Genomic DNA, 17,329 nt, shown 5'->3' with positions numbered 1-17,329 from the left:
CGGGTCGTTAGCTCAGTTGGTAGAGCAGTTGACTTTTAATCAATTGGTCGCAGGTTCGAATCCTGCACGACCCACCATCATTAAGATGGTAGCTGCAGTAAAACGTGAAGGAGTCTCTTTCACAAAAGAAGTACCGAAGTGGGTGATTAGCTCAGTTGGTAGAGCATCTCCTTTACACGGAGGGGGTCGGCGGTTCGAGCCCGTCATCACCCACCACTTCGGGTCGTTAGCTCAGTTGGTAGAGCAGTTGACTTTTAATCAATTGGTCGCAGGTTCGAATCCTGCACGACCCACCAGTGTAGAAAGGCGCCCTAAAGGCGCCTTTTTGCTATGCGCGATTCGGGCGGGGTTTGAACCTACCCGCGACGCTCATAGCGGCGCCCCTGTCTGACCATGGCTACTTCACCGGCGTTAAATTTTTCCAGATATGCATCACCGCGTAACTGCGCCACGGACGCCAGGCAGCCGAGCGGTATTCCGCTTCTTTTGCCGTCACGCCGCCCAGATTTTTCCTCACCACGACATCTCCGGCAGGAAAAGCGTCCGGCCAACGCAGCGCACGCATGGCAATATAGTGCGCCGTCCAGTCGCCAATACCAGGCAGGCTGGTAAGCATGGCAAGCGCCTCTTCCGGCTGCATAGCGAAGTCCGCCAGCTTTCCCTGTAGGCAGGCCTGAGCCAGACTCTGCAGCGTTCTGGCTCGTGTTCCGATAATTCCCAGACTAACAATCCTGCCAGAGGAGGCCTGCGCTACCGTCGCCGCTGTCGGCGCAAGATGAGTCAGTTCAGGAAAAGGCGTGACGTAAGCCTCGCCAAAAGCTTCAGCAAAACGACCGCCCAACGTGGTAGCCGCTTTAACCGTAATTTGCTGTCCAAGCACTGCCCGAACGCTCATCTCGAACAGGTCGAACGCGCCCGGCACGCGTAATCCCGGATTGCGCTGCAGGCTGTCGCGCAGCAGCGCGTCCTGTCCCAGCTGTTCGGCGATCTGCATCGGATGCGCATCCAGATCGAACAGATTACGCAATCGCCTCAGCAGCGCAGGCAAAACCGGCGTCAGTGAATGGGTAAATTCGACGGAAAGCGCATTTTCCGCCGCGCTTACCCGAATCCAGCCCTGACAGTCACCCAGACGAACCGTACGGACGTAGCTGCTTTCGGTAACCCATTCCACGCCTTTTAGCGCACGCGCGCGTAAAAATGCGAGTAGGGAAGGCCAGTCGAAAGGCGGTCTGTAGTGAAGCTGTAGCACAGAAGTTTCGCTGAGGGCGAGCGTGCCGTTCTGCGCCTGCTTACGCAGACGGCCTGGCGGCATACGATAGCGCTTGTTGAAAACATCATTAAACCGGCGCAGGCTGGCAAAACCGCTGGCCAGCGCAATCTCGGTGATCGGCAATGCGGTTTCGGTCAGCAGCTGTTTGGCCAACAGCAGTCTGCGAGTCTGTCGCAATTCACGTGGCGACACGCCCAGCTCTTTTTGCACGATACGCCGCAGCTGGCGAAGGCTCAGTGAAAAGTGCGCGGCGAGCCTCTCCAGACTGCTCTCTTCCTCTTCCAGCGCGCCTTCCGCAATACGTCGGACAAGCTCATCGGCTACGCGCCGACTGCTGTCGAGCGGCGCACAGCCCGGCGCCAGTTCGGGACGACAGCGTAAGCAGGGGCGAAAATGCGCCTTCTCTGCAGCCTCGACGCTCTCGAAAAACCGACAGTTTTTCGCCAGCGGCGCCTTAACCGGACAGACGGGACGACAATAGATGCCGGTGGAGAGAACGCCCACGTAAAACAGACCGTCAAAGCGGCTGTCACGTGAGGTGAGTGCCCGATAGGCTATCTGCGCGTCAATCATATTTACTCCTGCGGCTGACTTTCTGGCAGAGTATGCCGCTTGAGGCGGCCTTGCCAGCCATTTTCGGACGCCTGATTAATTTAACCCGATGGCCGAAAACGGCTGGCGCGAAAACCAGGAACGCGGATAATCATCCTCACACAGAGCAGGGCGAAGGAGAGAAAGATGCTGCATTTTTACAAACTTATGCCATCGCCGGTCGGCATATTAAAACTGATCGCCAGCGACAGAGGACTTGCCGCCGTGCTGTGGGAAAACGAAGATCCCAAACGTTATCGGCTGCCCGATCCGCTGCAGGAAGGTTCGCATCCGATCCTGCAGGAAACCGAACGTCAGCTGACGGAATACTTTGCCGGCAAACGTAAGCGCTTTACCCTGCCGCTCGATTTTGTCGGAACGGAATTTCAGAAAAAAGTCTGGGCGGCATTGGTCGCTATTCCTTTCGGCGAAACCCGCAGCTACAGCGATATTGCCCGTGAAATCGGTCATCCTGCCGCAGTACGCGCGGTAGGCGCCGCCAACGGCAGAAATCCCGTCTCTATTATCGCACCCTGTCATCGGGTTATTGGCGCCAACGGCAAGCTGACCGGCTTCGCGGGGGGCCTGGACGCCAAAGCGCTGCTGCTGAAACTGGAAGCGCCGGAAGAGTTTCGCCTCACCTGAACCGTGAAAAACAGCGCGACAGCGGCGAATGATTCGGCTATCTTGTTTAGCATATAAAACAAGGCGGGCGGATATGTAGCAGTTTTGTCGTCTATCCGCCGGCTGGGTTAAGTTAACAAAACGAGAGCCGCGTATGAGCCTGATGTTCGATCCTGAAGCCGCCGTTTATCCTTTCCCGGCGAAGCCCGCCCGTTTAACCGTCGACGAAAAGCAGTTTTATCGTAATAAAATCAAAAAGCTACTTAAAGAGCGCGATGCGGTGATGGTGGCACATTACTACACCGATCCGGAAATTCAGGCGCTGGCGGAAGAAACCGGCGGCTGCGTGGCGGATTCGCTGGAAATGGCGCGCTTCGGAAGCCAGCATAAAGCTTCTACGCTGCTGGTGGCAGGCGTGCGCTTTATGGGAGAAACCGCCAAAATTCTCAGCCCGGAGAAAACCATCCTGATGCCGACGCTGCAGGCGGAGTGCTCGCTGGATCTGGGCTGTCCGATCGAGGAGTTCAGCCGCTTTTGCGACGCGCATCCCGATCGTACCGTGGTGGTTTACGCCAATACTTCCGCCGCCGTGAAGGCGCGTGCCGATTGGGTAGTGACCTCAAGCATCGCTGTAGAGCTGATTGAACATTTGGATAGCCTGGGCGAAAAAATCATCTGGGCGCCGGATCGGCATCTTGGCCGCTACGTGACTCAACAGACCGGCGCGGACGTGCTGTGCTGGCAGGGCGCCTGTATCGTGCATGACGAGTTTAAGACGCAGGCGCTGAAAAACATGAAGGCGCTTTTCCCGGATGCGGCGGTGCTGGTGCATCCGGAATCGCCGCAGGCAATCGTTGAGCTGGCTGACGCGGTCGGCTCCACCAGCCAGCTGATTCAGGCGGCCAAAACGCTGCCGCAGCGGCAGATGATTGTGGCGACCGATCGCGGCATATTTTACAAGATGCAGCAGGCCTGCCCGGATAAAGAGCTGCTGGCGGCGCCAACGGCGGGCGAGGGCGCAACCTGTCGTACCTGTGCGCACTGTCCGTGGATGGCGATGAATGGCCTGCAGGCTATCGCACAGGGTCTGGAACAGGGCGGCGAGCAACACGAGATTCAGGTGGACGCAGCCCTGCGTGAAGGTGCGTTACGCCCCTTAAATCGTATGCTAACCTTTGCTGCATCTCTAAAATAACGCCTAATTTCAGGAACAAGGTGCCAATATGGATTTTTTCAGCACGCAAAATATTCTGGTTCATATTCCGCTTGGCGCGGGCGGTTACGATCTCTCCTGGATCGAAGCGATCGGCACGCTGGCCGGGCTGCTTTGCATCTGGCTGGCCAGCCAGGAAAAAAGCATCAACTACGTTTTCGGCCTGATCAACGTTACGCTTTTCGCGGTGATCTTTTTTCAGATCCAGCTCTACGCCAGCCTGTTGCTGCAGCTCTTCTTTTTTGGCGCCAACGTCTATGGCTGGTACGCCTGGACGCGACAAACCACGGACAACCAGCAGGCGCTGCAAATCCGCTGGCTGGGCCTGCCGAAAGCGCTGGGCTGGGCGCTGTTTAGCGTAGTGGCGATCGCCTTAATGACGCGCTATATCGATCCGGTCTTCGCCTGGCTGACGGAAATCGCCGTCAGGCTGATGCAGGCGCTGGGCCTCGCGGTCGCTATGCCGCAGCTTCAGCCGGACGCTTTCCCGTTCTGGGATTCCTGTCTGCTGGTGCTGTCGGTGGTGGCGATGATTTTAATGACGCGGAAATATGTCGAGAACTGGCTGCTGTGGGTCGTGATCGATGTCATCAGCGTGATGATCTTCGCTCGTCAGGGCGTTTACGCCATGTCGCTGGAGTACGCCATTCTGACGTTGATAGCGCTGAACGGCTCCTGGCTGTGGATTAAAAGCGCCCGCGGGCGGGCGCTGGCTTAATCAGTGATGGTGGTGGGCATGTTCGCCGTCGTGTTCATGCCTTCCCCATGACAGTTCGCAGTCGCCGTCGTCGCAGCTTTGATACTCCATCTGCACCGTTGCATGTTCAATCTGATAATGTTCATGCAGATAATTGTGAATGCGGTGCAGCAGGGCGTCATGATCGTAAGGCGGAATAACCTGCGCGTGCAGCGTAATCACCGGCTTTTCGCCGACCAGCCACAGATGCACATGATGTACGTTGCGTACTTCTGCAATATCGCGCGTTAACGACCGCTTTAGCTTCTCCACGTCCAGCTGCGGCGGCGTCCCTTCCAGCAGCTCGTGAAAACTCTCTTTCAGTAACGCCCAGGCGCTGCGTAATACCAGCACCGCCACCAGAATAGACAGCAGCGGATCCACAGGCGTCCAGCCGGTATACATAATAATCAGCGCGGCGGCGATAGCGCCGACGGAACCCAGCAGATCGCCCAGCACATGCAGCGCGGCAGCGCGAACGTTAAGGTTTTTCTCTTCGCTGCCGTGATGCAGCAGCCAGAACGAGAGCAGATTAGCCAGCAGGCCGGCGACGGCTATCACCAACATAAAGCCGCCGGCTACGGGCTCGGGATGCATAAAACGGCGTATCGCTTCCCAGACGATCAGCGCGGTAATCACTATCAGCGCAATAGCGTTGATAAAGGCGGCGAGCGTGGTCAGCCGCAGCAGGCCAAAAGTGTGGCGGGCGTTAGGTTTACGGTTGGCAAACTGCACGGCCAGCAGCGCCATTAACAGCGCGGCGGCGTCAGTGAGCATATGACCAGCGTCGGCCAGCAGCGCCAGCGAGCCTGAAAGCAGGCCGCCGACAACTTCCGCGACCATAAAAACAGCCGTTACAACAAAAGCGGCCAGTAAACGATTGCGGTTTCCGCCGCTATGAGAGTGCGAGTGCGCCATAAGCTTCCATCTTCTAAAAACAGCCTTTCATACTCCGGGATTATGCGCTTAGCTTTAACCGGAGACGAGTCTTTTTAACATTTGGTGAGGCGTAAAATTTGCTTAAAACAGCCAATAAAAAAGGAGAGCCTCAGCTCTCCTTCTCGTCACGGGCAGCCAGTTTACTGCGTGGTGCCGTCAGTTTTTCTGTCCGCGCCAGGGCCGACCTTCTGATTGATGTCAGGACATTTGCCATCTTTACACTGCGCGTTTTTGTCGATCTCATCCGCCGTCATTTTCTTTTTGGCGTGGTGAGTCGTTTTATGGTGCGTCCCTGTAGTCGCGTCGCCGGTATTGTTGATTTTGCTGTTATCAACATGGTTTGGGGCGATGTTCTCTTTGGCACTGCCTGCTGCCGCGCCCGCATCGGCCGCCTGATTGGCGCCGCCGTTATTGCTGCCTGCCGCCATAGCGGAAGCACTACCCAGAGTCATTGCTGCTGTCAGGAAAACGATTGCAAACTTTTTCATCATCTTACTCCGTTAATTTTTTGCGTTTTGGCGAACCAAACCCTGCTAAAAAAGCGGTTTGCATAATACAAAAGGAGTTAATCTCCCGGGCGCAGCGAACACAAAGCGTTGAAGCTGGTGATCTCTATGCCTTTTTTTAAATATTAACAGTTAAAAGTGTAGTAAAAAGCGCGGAAACAGCAACCTGAAGCGATAATAATTTGTGCAAAGTCGATTTACAGCTATCAGCGCACGCGATAAATTGGTTCAGATGCGCCTGGTGTGCAGTACGGCTCAGTAACTATCTGGAATAATTATGAATTATCAGAACGACGACTTACGAATCAAAGAAATTAAAGAACTTTTACCTCCTGTTGCGCTGCTTGAAAAATTTCCTGCCACGGAGACGGCGGTCAAAACCGTCGCCGCGACCCGCCAGGCCATTCACCACATTCTGCAAAAAACGGACGATCGTCTGCTGGTGGTTATTGGCCCGTGTTCGATTCACGATACCGTCGCGGCTAAAGAGTACGCCGCACGCCTGCTAAAGCTGCGCGAAGAGCTGAGCGATTCGCTGGAAGTGGTGATGCGCGTTTACTTCGAAAAACCGCGTACCACCGTCGGCTGGAAAGGGCTGATTAACGATCCGCATATGGACAACAGCTATCAGATTAACGATGGGCTGCGTATTGCGCGTAAGCTGCTGGTGGACATCAACGATACCGGCCTGCCAGCTGCGGGCGAGTTCCTGGATATGATTACGCCGCAGTACGTGGCCGATCTGATGAGCTGGGGCGCAATCGGCGCGCGTACGACTGAATCTCAGGTTCACCGCGAGCTCTCTTCCGGTCTTTCCTGTCCCGTGGGCTTTAAAAACGGTACCGACGGCACTATCAAGGTGGCTATCGACGCCATCAACGCCGCCAGCGCGCCGCACTGCTTCCTGTCCGTTACCAAGTATGGTCACTCTGCGATTGTGGAAACCAGCGGCAACGGCGACTGCCATATCATTCTGCGCGGCGGTAAAGAGCCGAACTACAGCGCGCAGGACGTGGAGGCGGTTAAAAACGGCCTGCTGAAAGCGGGACTGGATCCGCAGATCATGATCGACTTCAGCCACGCCAACAGCAGCAAGCAGTTTAAAAAGCAGCTGAACGTAGCAGACGATGTCGCGCAGCAGATCGCTGGCGGTGAAAAGGCGATTATCGGCGTGATGATCGAAAGCCATCTGGTGGAAGGCAATCAGAGCCTGGAGAGCGGCGAGCCGCTGGTCTATGGCAAAAGCGTGACTGACGGCTGCATCGGCTGGGACGATACCGAAACCGTGCTGCGCCAGCTGGCGGAAGCGGTGAAGGCGCGTCGCGGTTAAAAACCATTTTTTTGCTCAGCAAGCCGACTGTTCCACGCATAAAAAAATCCGCCCGCAGGCGGATTTTTTGCGTTGGTTTATCCGTAAAGATAAATTACTTCGCTTTACCCTGATTAGCCACGGCAGCCGCTTTCGCAGCGATTTCGTCCGCGTCGCCCAGGTAGTAGTGTTTGATCGGCTTGAAGTTTTCGTCGAACTCATACACCAGCGGCACGCCGGTTGGGATGTTGAGTTCCAGGATCTCTTCTTCGCTCATGTCGTCCAGGTATTTCACCAGCGCGCGCAGCGAGTTGCCGTGCGCCGCGATGATCACTTTCTCGCCTTTCTTCATACGAGGCAGAATGGACTCGTTCCAGTAAGGCAGCACGCGATCGATGGTCAGCGCCAGGCTTTCGGTGGTTGGCAGCTGTTCAGCGGTCAGCGCCGCGTAACGCGGGTCGTGGCCAGGGAAACGCTCGTCGGCGCGGTCCAGCTCCGGCGGCGTTACCGCAAAGCCGCGACGCCACTGTTTGACCTGCTCGTCGCCATATTTCTGCGCGGTTTCCGCTTTATCCAGGCCCTGCAGCGCGCCATAGTGACGCTCGTTCAGACGCCAGGATTTTTCAACCGGCAGCCAGGCCTGATCCACTTCGTCAAGAATGTTCCACAGCGTGTGGATGGCACGTTTCAGCACGGAGGTATAAGCGAAATCGAAGGTAAAGCCCTCTTTTTTCAGCAGCTGACCCGCCGCTTTCGCTTCGGTACGCCCTTTATCGGAGAGATCAACATCGTACCATCCGGTAAAGCGGTTTTCGTTGTTCCACTGGCTTTCGCCGTGACGTACCAGAACCAGCTTAGTTACAGCCATAGCTTAACTCCTTAATAATCTGACGTTTCTAAGATAACGGAAAGCGAAAATTGCCGACGCAATTTTAACTGGCCATTACCATAGCGGAAATTTTCGCGGCAGGTAAGCCTGCCGCAGGCGCGATGCACGTTTTTCATGCGCTTAATCAAAGCGGCGTCAGGCGGTAGCGCGTCGCGGACTGATACGATTCACCTGGCTGCAGCCAGCAGTCGGGCTGCGGCCATTCCGGGTGATTGGGCGAATCGGGCAGAAATTCGCTCTCCAGCGCTATACCCTGAAAGGCAGTATAGACGCCCTGTTCGCGAGCCGGCGTGCCTTCCAGATAATTTCCGGAATAGAACTGTAGCGCAGGCGCGGTGGTAAAGACGCTGAGCTTCAGTCTGCCGTCGGCCGACCAGAGTTCGGCGTCCGGCTGCGTCTCATCGCCGCCGTTCAGCAGGAAGGCGTGATCGTAGCCTTTAACCGCGCGCTGATCTTCATCCAGCAAAAAGTCCTGTGCCACGCTTTTCACTTCGCGAAAATCGAAACCGGTTCCGGCGACGTCGGTCAGCGGTCGGTTGGGAATGCCCTCGCTGTTTACCGGCAGATAGCGATCGGCGCGCAGCCGCAGACGGTGATGGCGCGCGTCGCCATGTTCGGCGTCCAGGTTGAAATAGGCATGGTTGGTCAGATTAACCGGGCAGGCTTTGTCCACCGTCGCGTGATAGCTGATGGCGAGGGTATTGTCCTCTTCCAGCCGATAGAGCAGGGTAGCCGTCAGGTTGCCGGGATAGCCCTGATCGCCATCGGGCGACTCGAGCTGGTATTCCACTTCCTGACTGGTCTGCCTGACAATCTGCCAGCGACGGCTATTGAACGCCTGCGGGCCGCCGTGCAGCTGATGCTCGCCCTGATTGGCCGCCAGCTGCCAGCTTTGCCCCTCGGCGCTGATAGTGGCGTTGGCGATACGGTTAGCGTAGCGGCCGACCGTGGCGCCAAGATAGGCCGTCTGGTTAAGGTAATCTGCCGGCGTCGCGCAGCCCAGCAGCGCTTCGCGTACGCTACCGTCCTTCATCGGCACGCGCGCGGAAAGCCAGGTGGCGCCCCAGTCCATAAAGGTCGCTACCATGCCGCCCGAATTGCGCAGCGTGGTAATGCGCCACGGTTGCCCATCCGGCGCATGGGAATGATTTAGCATGGGCCTGCTCCTTCAAAAGCCTTGCAGACGTAGAAGGTTTCTTTGATGCCGGACTGCGCTTCATACTGCTCCGCCACGGCGGCTTTCACTTCGTCGACCAGATCCAGCGGCATCAGCGCCACTACGCAGCCGCCGAAGCCGCCGCCAGTCATGCGCACGCCACCGCGATCGCCCAGAGTGGTTTTCACAATGTTTACCAGCGCATCGATCGGCGGCACGGTGATTTCAAAATCGTCGCGCATGGAAGCGTGCGATTCCGCCATCAATACGGCCATGCGCGCCAGATCGCCTTTCGCCAGCGCTTCAGCCGCTTCCAGCGTACGGGCGTTTTCCGTCAGCACGTGGCGCACGCGTTTGGCTACCAGCGGTTCCAGCTCGTGCTCCATCGCTTCGAACTGCGCCAGTTCGACATCGCGCAGCGAACTCTTATTGAAGAACTTCGCGCCCGCCTCGCACTGCTGACGGCGCGTATTGTACTCGCTGCCGACCAGGCTGCGGCGGAAGTTGGAATTGATGATTACCACGGCGATATCTTCCGGCATAGGAACCGGACGAGTGCCCAGCGTGCGGCAGTCGAGCAGCATCGCATGATCTTTTTCGCCCAGTGCCGAAATCAGCTGATCCATGATGCCGCAGTTACAGCCGACGAACTGGTTTTCCGCTTCCTGGCCGTTAACGGCAATCTGCGCGCCATCCAGCGGCAGCTCATACAGATGGCGGAAAACGGTACCGACCGCCACTTCCAGCGAGGCGGAAGAGCTCAGGCCCGCGCCCTGCGGCACGTCGCCCGCAATCACCATATCCACGCCGCCGAAATCGGGGCAGCGTTTCTGCAGGTGCTTGATTACGCCACGCACATAGTTGGACCACATCTGCGTCTCGTGCGGCACGATCTCTTCATCCAGCGAGAAGATGTCCTGCTGGTTTTCATAATCCGCGGCGATAACGCGGATCTGGCGATCGTCGCGTTTGGCGCAGGCGATCACGGTTTGATAATCGATAGCGCAGGGCAGCACGAAGCCGTCGTTATAGTCGGTGTGCTCGCCGATCAGGTTAACGCGACCCGGCGCCTGGATAGTTTGCGGCGCGGCATAGCCAAATTTTTCGCTGAAAATCTGTTGGGTCAGGGTTTTTAAACTCATGGTTATGCTCCGGTCTCGCGGAAGTGAATATCGCTGACGGCGCGCAGACGCTCAGCAGCCTGCTCCGCCGTTAAATCTCGTTGGGTTTCGGCCAGCATTTCGTAGCCGACCATAAATTTGCGTACGGTGGCGGAACGCAGCAGCGGCGGATAGAAATGGGCGTGCAGCTGCCAGTGATCGTTGGCCTCGCTGTTGTAAGGTGCGCCGTGCCAGCCCATCGAGTAGGGGAATGAGCACTGGAACAGATTGTCGTAGCGGCTGGTGACTTTTTTTAACGCCACAGCCAGATCGGCGCGCTGTTCATCGGTTAAATCGTTCAGGCGCTTGACGTGCGCTTTTGGCAGCAGCAGCGTCTCGAATGGCCACGCGGCCCACCAGGGCACAACGGCCAGCCAGTGGTCGGTTTCCACTACCGTGCGGCTGCCGTCGTCCAGCTCGCGGCGCGTGTAATCCACCAGCATCGGCGACTGATTTTTAGCGAAGTAAGCGCGCTGCAGATCATCTTCTCGTTTAGCTTCATTGGGCAGGAAGCTGTTGGCCCAGATCTGGCCATGCGGATGCGGGTTAGAGCAGCCCATCGCGGCGCCTTTGTTCTCAAAAACCTGCACCCACGGATAGTGCTGACCTAAATCGGCCGTTTGCTCTTGCCAGGTGCGAACGACATCTTCCAGCGCGGCAAGCGAAAGCTCAGGCAGCGTTTTGCTGTGATCCGGTGAAAAACAGATTACCCGGCTGGTGCCGCGCGCGCTTTCACAGCGCATCAGCAGATCGTCGCTTTCCGGCGCGTCCGGCGTATCGGTCATCAGCGCGGCGAAATCATTGGTAAACACATAGGTGCTGGCGTAATCGGGATTTTTATCACCGGTTACGCGCGTGTTGCCAGGACAAAGAAAACAGTCCGGATCGTGCGCCGGTAACTGCTCCTGAGAAGGGGTCTCCTGCGCGCCCTGCCAGGGACGTTTGGCGCGGTGCGGGGAAACCAGAATCCACTGATCGGACAGCGGGTTATAGCGGCGATGAGGATGATCGACCGGATTAAATTTCTGCATAGTAAGTCCTGATAACTTTGGTAATGCCTGCAAGCCTGAGAGAAAAATAGCACAGCGCGAAGCGATAAAGCGTGATCGAGTGTGAATAAATGGAATCGTTTACACAAGATGAAAATTCTGAAGAGGCCGGTTCCACGGCTGATTGATCCATAGAGTGCCGTTTCGAAGCGCCTCTAAGTGGTAGCGGTTACACGCTTTCGGGGGTTATGGATGTTTAAATTGCTGGCACACGCGGTCACAGCTTAGTAGGCGGATTTTCAGATAAATCTTCCGACAGGTTATTGCCAGGTAGAAGACCACAGGCTGAATGCTGGCAGGCGAAGGAATCAGGTTTTTAGTGCCAACATACTTGACTGTGAAGGAGTGCAAACCGCCTGTCTGGTTCGCCAGTCTTTTGTCAGCTTTGGCCTGGCTCCAGAAGAGAAGCTGAGGGTTTCTGAAAAAAGATAAAGATATTCAAAGGCTGCTACCAGGAAAGAGATTGATGATGCGCCGAAGCAGTAACTGCAAATGCTCAGCGTAGGCTGCAGCGCGCATAAAAAAGCGCCGTCAACAGGCGCCGGGTTAAACAGGCGAGTAAACCTTATGGTTTAAAGCGCTTCCTGCAGATAGCGATAGCTGTCGCCATCGGGCACAAAAGTCAGACGGTGCGTAATAGCCTGCGGCGCATCTTCCGCATGGTGCGACACAAACAGTAGCTGCGTCGCGCCTTCGCCAATCAGCACATCGACAAAACGGCGTACCAGCTGACGGTTGATAGCATCCAGACCCTGCAGCGGTTCGTCCAGGATCAGCAGCGCAGGATGCTTGACCAGTGCGCGGGCGATCAGCACCAGCCGCTGTTGTCCCCATGACAGCGAATGAAAGGGCGTATCCGCTGCGGCGTTCAGCCCCAACAGCTGCAGCCACTGTTCTGCCAGCTTGCGCTGACGATCGGAAACTGCCTGATAGATACCGATAGAGTCAAAATAGCCGGAAAGGATCACGTTGCGTACGCTGCTGCTGACGCGATAATCGAGATGCAGGCTGCTGCTCACATAGCCAATATGCTGTTTGATGTCCCAGATGGTTTCCCCGCTGCCGCGACGGCGGCCAAACAGCGTTAAGTCGTTGCTGTAACCCTGCGGATGGTCGCCCGTGACCAGGCTCAGCAGCGTTGATTTGCCCGCGCCGTTCGGTCCAACAATCTGCCAGTGTTCGCCAGGTTTCACTGTCCAGCTAAGATGATTAAGGATGGGACGATCGTCATAAGAGACTACGCCGTCGCGCAGCACTATCAAAGGCATCTCACGTGGCAGAGCGGCCTTAGCCGACGCATCGTCCGCTTCCGGCAACGCCATGCCCTGTAAGCTTTCGCTATGCGCCAGCTGGGCGACCAGCGCTTCGGCCAGAATCGTTTTACGCGGGCCGATATGCGTCAGCTCGCACTCCGCCAGCACGCCGACCCGATCGACAAAATCAGGGATATCATCGAAGCGGTTCAGCACCAGCACCAGCGTAAGGCCCTGTTGATGCAGCTGCGCCAGCACCTGCGCCAGGCTGGCGCGCGAACCGACGTCCAGGCCATCGAAAGGTTCGTCGAGCACCAGCAGATCCGGCTGCGCCATCAGCGCCTGGCAAAGCAGCGTTTTACGCGTTTCACCGGTCGAAAGATATTTAAAACGGCGATCGAGAAGGGATGTGATACCAAACGCCTCCGCCAGCTGACGGCAGCGCGCTTCGTCGCGCACTTCATCCTGAATAATTTCCGCCGTGGTACGACCGGTATCATTCTCATCGGGGCTAAGCATATCAGTATTATTACGCTGCCATTCTTCGGACACCAGCTTCTGCAGCTGTTCCAGCGAGAGCCTGATGGGATGACTGAAGCTGCTATTCATCATGCCTTTGGCGACGGCAAGATCGCCCACAAGCGCCCGCGCAAGCGAAGATTTGCCGCTGGCGTTGGCGCCGACAAAGGCCCAGCTTTCGCCTGCCTGAATAGTCAGGTCAGGCAGGATCAGGTTTCGGGTTGCGCTGAGATGAAACGTGCCTTGCGAAATTTGCAACGTAAACATTGTTTATTCCATTTTATGCATTGTTGCCTTCACTATTGATCCCCGGCATCGGCGCTGTCAAACCCCGCGGCCCTATTCAGAGCAGCGTGGCGATAATCACGCGATCGGCATTAAAATGTGCTGTCACCGTCATGCCTGGCTGCAGATTTTGCTCCTCCGTACGAGAATTGGTTAAGGTTGCGCACAGCGTTTCGCCACCCGGCAGCGTAATTAATGCTTCGCTGTGGCTGTCGCCTTTTACTAACTCGCTCAACGTGCCGGCAAGCTGGTTATCGGCTTTGGAAGCGGATTGCGTTACGTCTATCCACGGCGCCTTAATCAGTACCAGCACCTCTTTGCCGGCAGTCAGTTCAAGGCGGTTCGCGCTCTGTTCGGTTAGCGCCGCCTTGATGCGCGTCGCGCCGTCCGCAAGCAGGACTTCCACATGCTGCTGCACCGTCTGCGCATCGCGCTGCACGATTGTGCCGAAAAGCTGATTGCGGGCGCTGGTCTGTAGCGAAAACCGCGCGATCGCGCCCAGCAGGCTGCCCAACGGCACGTCATCCTGCAGCACGTCGAACGCTTTTTGCTGGATTTGCTCCAGCAGCGCATAGAGCTGAATCAGCCGCTCGCCGTAAGCGGTAATCCGCGCGCCGCCGCCGCCTTTGCCGCCCGTGGCGCGTTCCACCAGCGTGCGGTCGGCCAGCGTGTTCATGTCGTTGATGGCGTCCCAGGCGCTTTTGTAGCTGATACCGGCCATTTTCGCGCCCTGGCTGATGGAGCCGGTCGCGGCAATCTGCTTAAGCAATTCGATACGGCGGGGATCGGCGAAAAGCCGCTGCTGTAGTTTCAGGATCAGGGAGAGTTCGGCCTGCATAGGGGCTCCTGGCAAAAGGGTTTCCTGAATTGTACACGGTTGCAGGCGACAGACGTAAAAACAGGTAAAACGCACAAAAGGTCAGTGCACTTTTTTCCGCTACAGATACAATAACTTCTTTTATTCAGTGAGGAAGAATACCATGCTGGAATTACTTATCGGTCTTGCAGAAGCGATCCTCATGGTTCCCGTGGTGATGGCGATTATTCTTGGCCTGATCTATGGCCTGGGCGAAGTGTTTAACGTCATTTCGAAAGTCGGACATCGTAACGATCGGCCGGCAAACGAGCGCCGCTGAAAGACCTTCCCGATACGCCCGATCCTGTCGGGCGCTATTTTTTGCGTGTCACCTCAACTTCTCCCCTTTTTTGCCGATAATCCTTATGACACCGGTTGTTAAATCGTTATAGTGATGGCTACATAACGATACCTTCGGAGAAGAGCATGTCTGTGAAATTACATCATTTCTTTATCGGTGCCTTAGCGACGGCAAGCCTGACGGGCCAGGCCGTTGCAGCGGAAAACATCACTGTTTTTGCCGCCGCGTCTTTAACCAATGCGCTGCAGGATATCGCCAAAAGCTATGAGCAGGGGAAAGAGGTGAAGATCGTCTCCTCTTTTGCTTCCTCCTCGACGCTGGCGCGCCAGATTGAACAGGGCGCGCCTGCGGATCTCTTTATCTCTGCCGATCAGCAGTGGATGGACTACGCCGCACAGAAAAAAAGCATTGATGAGGCCAGCCGCGTAACGCTGTTGGGCAACGATCTGGTGCTGATCGCGCCTGTGGAAGCCAAAGCGCAGCAGGTCACGCTTGCCAAAACCACCGACTGGAAAAGCCTGCTGAAAGGCCAGCGTCTCTCTGTCGGCGACCCCGATCACGTGCCGGCGGGCATTTACGCCAAAGAAGCGCTGCAGTCGCTGGGCGCCTGGTCAACGCTGGAGCCTGTTTTGGCACGGGGCAACAGCGTGCGCGCCGCGCTGGCGCTGGTGGAGCGTAACGAAACGCCTTACGGCATCGTTTACGGTTCCGACGCGGTAGCCAGCAGCAAGGTCGCGGTGGTCGGCATTTTTCCGGCCGACAGCCACAAGCCGGTGGAATACCCTATGGCGAAAGTGAAGGGGCATGACTCCGCCAGCGTCGCCGCGTTTTATAACTATCTGAAAGGGCCGCAAGCCGCGGCCGTATTCAAACATTACGGATTCACGCCTCTGTGATATTAAGCGATCCTGAATGGCAGGCGGTGCTGCTCAGCCTGAAAGTCTCAACTACGGCGGTGTTGTTCAGCCTGCCGCTGGGGATTCTGACGGCCTGGGTGCTGGTGCGCTGCCGTTTTCCCGGCAAGACGCTGCTCGACAGCCTTATCCACCTGCCGCTGGTGCTGCCGCCGGTGGTGGTCGGCTATCTGCTGCTGGTCGGCTTTGGCCGGCGCGGCTTTATCGGGCAGTACCTTTATGACTGGTTCGGCTTCACCTTCGCCTTTAGCTGGCGCGGCGCGGCGCTGGCTTCGGCCGTAGTCGCTTTCCCGCTGATGGTGCGGGCAATCCGCCTTGCGCTGGAAGGCGTCGACGGCAGGCTGGAGCTGGCCGCTCGCACGCTGGGCGCAGGCCGCTGGCGGGTTTTTTTCACCATTACGCTGCCGCTGACGCTGCCCGGCATTATTGCCGGTACCGTGCTCGCCTTCGCCCGATCGCTGGGCGAGTTCGGCGCGACCATTACTTTTGTTTCTAATATTCCCGGCGAAACCCGCACCATTCCTTCCGCTATGTATACGCTGATTGAAACACCAGGTGCGGAAAACGCCGCGGCCAGGCTCTGTCTGATCGCTATCGCGCTGGCGCTCTGTTCGCTGTGGCTGTCAGAGTGGCTGGCGCGTCGCGGCCGTAAAAGGCTGGGCCTGCCATGCTAGATCTTAACTTCAGCCAGCGGCTGGGTGACCACACTTTACAGGTCAACGCGAAACTGCCGCCAAAGGGCATCACGGCTATTTTCGGCGTCTCCGGCGCCGGCAAAACGTCGCTTATTAACGCTATTGGCGGGCTGACCACGCCGCAGCAGGGCCGCATTTCACTCAACGACAGACTGCTGTTTGATACGGAATCTAAGGTAAATCTGCCGCCGGAGAAACGCCGGATTGGCTACGTTTTCCAGGACGCGCGCCTTTTCCCTCACTACAGGGTTAAAGGCAATCTGGAATATGGCATGGCGAAAAGCATGCGGCCGCAGTTCGATATGCTGGTAAAGCTGTTGGGCATCGAAGCGCTGCTGACACGTTATCCTTTCTCGCTTTCCGGCGGCGAAAAGCAGCGGGTAGCGATTGGTCGGGCTTTGCTCAGCGCGCCGGAAATTTTACTAATGGACGAGCCGCTGGCCTCGCTGGATCTGCCGCGCAAGCGCGAACTGCTGCCTTATTTGCAGGAACTGGCGAAACACGTGGATATTCCGGTGCTCTACGTCAGCCACAGCCTGGATGAGATTATTCAGCTGGCCGATAACGTGCTGGTGCTGGATAAGGGCGAGGTCAAAGCGCTGGGCACGCTGGAGAAGGTCTGGGCCAGCAGCGCCATGCGTCCGTGGCTGCCGCGCGCCGAGCAGAGCAGCGTGCTGCGGGTACAGGTGCTGGAGCAGCATCCGCATTACGCCATGACCGCGCTGTCGCTGGGCGACCAGCATATCTGGGTTAATCGTATCGACGCGCCGCTGAAAACGCCGCTGCGCATTCGCATTCAGGCCGCCGACGTCTCGCTGGTGCTGCAGCCGCCGCTGAACAGCACTATCCGTAACGTTATCCCGGCGCAGGTTAGCGAGCTGCTGGATATCGATAATCAGGTTGAGGTGAAACTGTTGGTAGGGCAGAGCGAACTCTGGGCGCGCATCACGCCATGGGCGCGCGATGAGCTGATGATTAAACCGGGCATGTGGCTTTATGCCCAGATTAAAAGCGTGGCGATCGCCGCCTGAACAGCCCCTGGTAACAAAAAAGACCGTTTC

Annotated in this window: 17 protein-coding genes and 3 tRNA genes; 11 read left to right on the top strand and 9 right to left on the bottom strand. The window is 57.0% G+C overall.

From position 1 onward, the window contains the following. The first annotated feature begins 1 nt into the window (after position 1). The 3 genes from MKZ79_RS08740 (at position 2) to MKZ79_RS08730 (ending at position 296) form a co-directional block, all read left to right on the top strand. Positions 2-77, top strand: a tRNA-Lys gene (locus MKZ79_RS08740). 63 nt (positions 78-140) lie between these two features. After that, a tRNA-Val gene (locus tag MKZ79_RS08735) sits at positions 141-216 on the top strand. 4 nt (positions 217-220) lie between these two features. Then, positions 221-296, top strand: a tRNA-Lys gene (locus MKZ79_RS08730). A gap of 101 nt (positions 297-397) precedes the next feature. Here the strand turns inward: MKZ79_RS08730 and MKZ79_RS08725 are convergent. Beyond that, on the bottom strand, positions 398-1,846 hold the full coding sequence (locus MKZ79_RS08725) for an AlkA N-terminal domain-containing protein (RefSeq protein ID WP_336141305.1): 1,449 nt from the start codon (positions 1,844-1,846) through the stop codon (positions 398-400). A 165-nt stretch (positions 1,847-2,011) separates the two neighbouring features. Here MKZ79_RS08725 and MKZ79_RS08720 point away from each other — a divergent pair, with 165 nt between their 5' ends. From MKZ79_RS08720 to pnuC, 3 genes are all read left to right on the top strand, one after another. Next, positions 2,012-2,509 (top strand): methylated-DNA--[protein]-cysteine S-methyltransferase, encoded by a 498-nt coding sequence (locus MKZ79_RS08720; protein ID WP_336141304.1) that lies wholly within the window; start codon positions 2,012-2,014, stop codon positions 2,507-2,509. A 133-nt stretch (positions 2,510-2,642) separates the two neighbouring features. Further along, the gene (nadA, locus tag MKZ79_RS08715) at positions 2,643-3,683 is read left to right on the top strand and encodes a quinolinate synthase NadA (RefSeq protein ID WP_336141303.1); all 1,041 of its coding nucleotides are present in this window, start codon (positions 2,643-2,645) and stop codon (positions 3,681-3,683) included. A 28-nt stretch (positions 3,684-3,711) separates the two neighbouring features. Further along, positions 3,712-4,419, top strand: coding sequence for a nicotinamide riboside transporter PnuC (gene pnuC / locus MKZ79_RS08710; protein ID WP_336141302.1), 708 nt, complete (start codon positions 3,712-3,714; stop codon positions 4,417-4,419). Here the strand turns inward: pnuC and zitB are convergent, their stop codons facing one another. Both zitB and MKZ79_RS08700 read right to left on the bottom strand, forming a co-directional pair. Next, complete coding sequence (zitB, locus tag MKZ79_RS08705; RefSeq protein WP_336141301.1) at positions 4,420-5,355, bottom strand: CDF family zinc transporter ZitB; 936 nt, start codon at positions 5,353-5,355, stop codon at positions 4,420-4,422. A 161-nt stretch (positions 5,356-5,516) separates the two neighbouring features. Further along, the gene (locus MKZ79_RS08700) at positions 5,517-5,867 is read right to left on the bottom strand and encodes a YbgS-like family protein (RefSeq protein WP_336141299.1); all 351 of its coding nucleotides are present in this window, start codon (positions 5,865-5,867) and stop codon (positions 5,517-5,519) included. Positions 5,868-6,159: 292 nt separating this feature from the next. On the opposite strand from MKZ79_RS08700, the gene aroG reads away from it, so the two are divergent. Then, complete coding sequence (aroG, locus tag MKZ79_RS08695) at positions 6,160-7,212, top strand: 3-deoxy-7-phosphoheptulonate synthase AroG (RefSeq protein WP_336141298.1); 1,053 nt, start codon at positions 6,160-6,162, stop codon at positions 7,210-7,212. A gap of 94 nt (positions 7,213-7,306) precedes the next feature. On the opposite strand, the gene gpmA is transcribed toward aroG, so the two are convergent. The 6 genes from gpmA to modE form a co-directional block, all read right to left on the bottom strand. Then, positions 7,307-8,059, bottom strand: coding sequence for a 2,3-diphosphoglycerate-dependent phosphoglycerate mutase (gene gpmA, locus MKZ79_RS08690; RefSeq protein ID WP_253454860.1), 753 nt, complete (start codon positions 8,057-8,059; stop codon positions 7,307-7,309). A 145-nt stretch (positions 8,060-8,204) separates the two neighbouring features. Then, a complete protein-coding gene (gene galM / locus MKZ79_RS08685) occupies positions 8,205-9,236 on the bottom strand; it encodes a galactose-1-epimerase (protein ID WP_336141294.1) in 1,032 nt (343 codons plus the stop codon). Beyond that, positions 9,230-10,378 carry a galactokinase gene (gene galK / locus MKZ79_RS08680; protein WP_336141292.1) on the bottom strand — a complete coding sequence of 383 codons (1,149 nt, stop codon included), beginning with the start codon at positions 10,376-10,378 and terminating at the stop codon, positions 9,230-9,232. The genes galM and galK overlap by 7 nt, the downstream gene beginning before the upstream one ends. 2 nt (positions 10,379-10,380) lie before the next feature. Next, positions 10,381-11,427, bottom strand: coding sequence for a galactose-1-phosphate uridylyltransferase (galT, locus tag MKZ79_RS08675; protein WP_336141291.1), 1,047 nt, complete (start codon positions 11,425-11,427; stop codon positions 10,381-10,383). 590 nt (positions 11,428-12,017) lie between these two features. After that, the gene (gene modF / locus MKZ79_RS08670; protein ID WP_336141289.1) at positions 12,018-13,484 is read right to left on the bottom strand and encodes a molybdate ABC transporter ATP-binding protein ModF; all 1,467 of its coding nucleotides are present in this window, start codon (positions 13,482-13,484) and stop codon (positions 12,018-12,020) included. A 76-nt stretch (positions 13,485-13,560) separates the two neighbouring features. Continuing rightward, positions 13,561-14,340 carry a molybdenum-dependent transcriptional regulator gene (modE, locus tag MKZ79_RS08665; RefSeq protein WP_336141288.1) on the bottom strand — a complete coding sequence of 260 codons (780 nt, stop codon included), beginning with the start codon at positions 14,338-14,340 and terminating at the stop codon, positions 13,561-13,563. 142 nt (positions 14,341-14,482) lie between these two features. On the opposite strand from modE, the gene MKZ79_RS08660 reads away from it, so the two are divergent. The 4 genes from MKZ79_RS08660 (at position 14,483) to modC (ending at position 17,299) form a co-directional block, all read left to right on the top strand. After that, positions 14,483-14,638 carry an AcrZ family multidrug efflux pump-associated protein gene (locus MKZ79_RS08660; protein ID WP_336141286.1) on the top strand — a complete coding sequence of 52 codons (156 nt, stop codon included), beginning with the start codon at positions 14,483-14,485 and terminating at the stop codon, positions 14,636-14,638. 146 nt (positions 14,639-14,784) lie between these two features. Further along, on the top strand, positions 14,785-15,555 hold the full coding sequence (modA, locus tag MKZ79_RS08655) for a molybdate ABC transporter substrate-binding protein (RefSeq protein ID WP_336141285.1): 771 nt from the start codon (positions 14,785-14,787) through the stop codon (positions 15,553-15,555). Beyond that, positions 15,552-16,247, top strand: a complete 696-nt coding sequence (modB, locus tag MKZ79_RS08650; RefSeq protein WP_336141282.1) for a molybdate ABC transporter permease subunit — start codon at positions 15,552-15,554, stop codon at positions 16,245-16,247. The genes modA and modB overlap by 4 nt, the downstream gene beginning before the upstream one ends. Beyond that, a complete protein-coding gene (gene modC / locus MKZ79_RS08645) occupies positions 16,241-17,299 on the top strand; it encodes a molybdenum ABC transporter ATP-binding protein ModC (protein WP_336141281.1) in 1,059 nt (352 codons plus the stop codon). Before modB ends, modC begins: the two co-directional genes overlap by 7 nt. Positions 17,300-17,329: the final 30 nt, after the last annotated feature.

Origin of the sequence: Erwinia sp. CGal63, from assembly GCF_037026505.1 — a bacterium.
Taxonomy (GTDB): Bacteria; Pseudomonadota; Gammaproteobacteria; order Enterobacterales; family Enterobacteriaceae; genus Erwinia.
The sequence above is the reverse complement of the archived record's forward strand: the minus strand, read 5'-3'. Positions and strand labels throughout refer to the sequence as shown.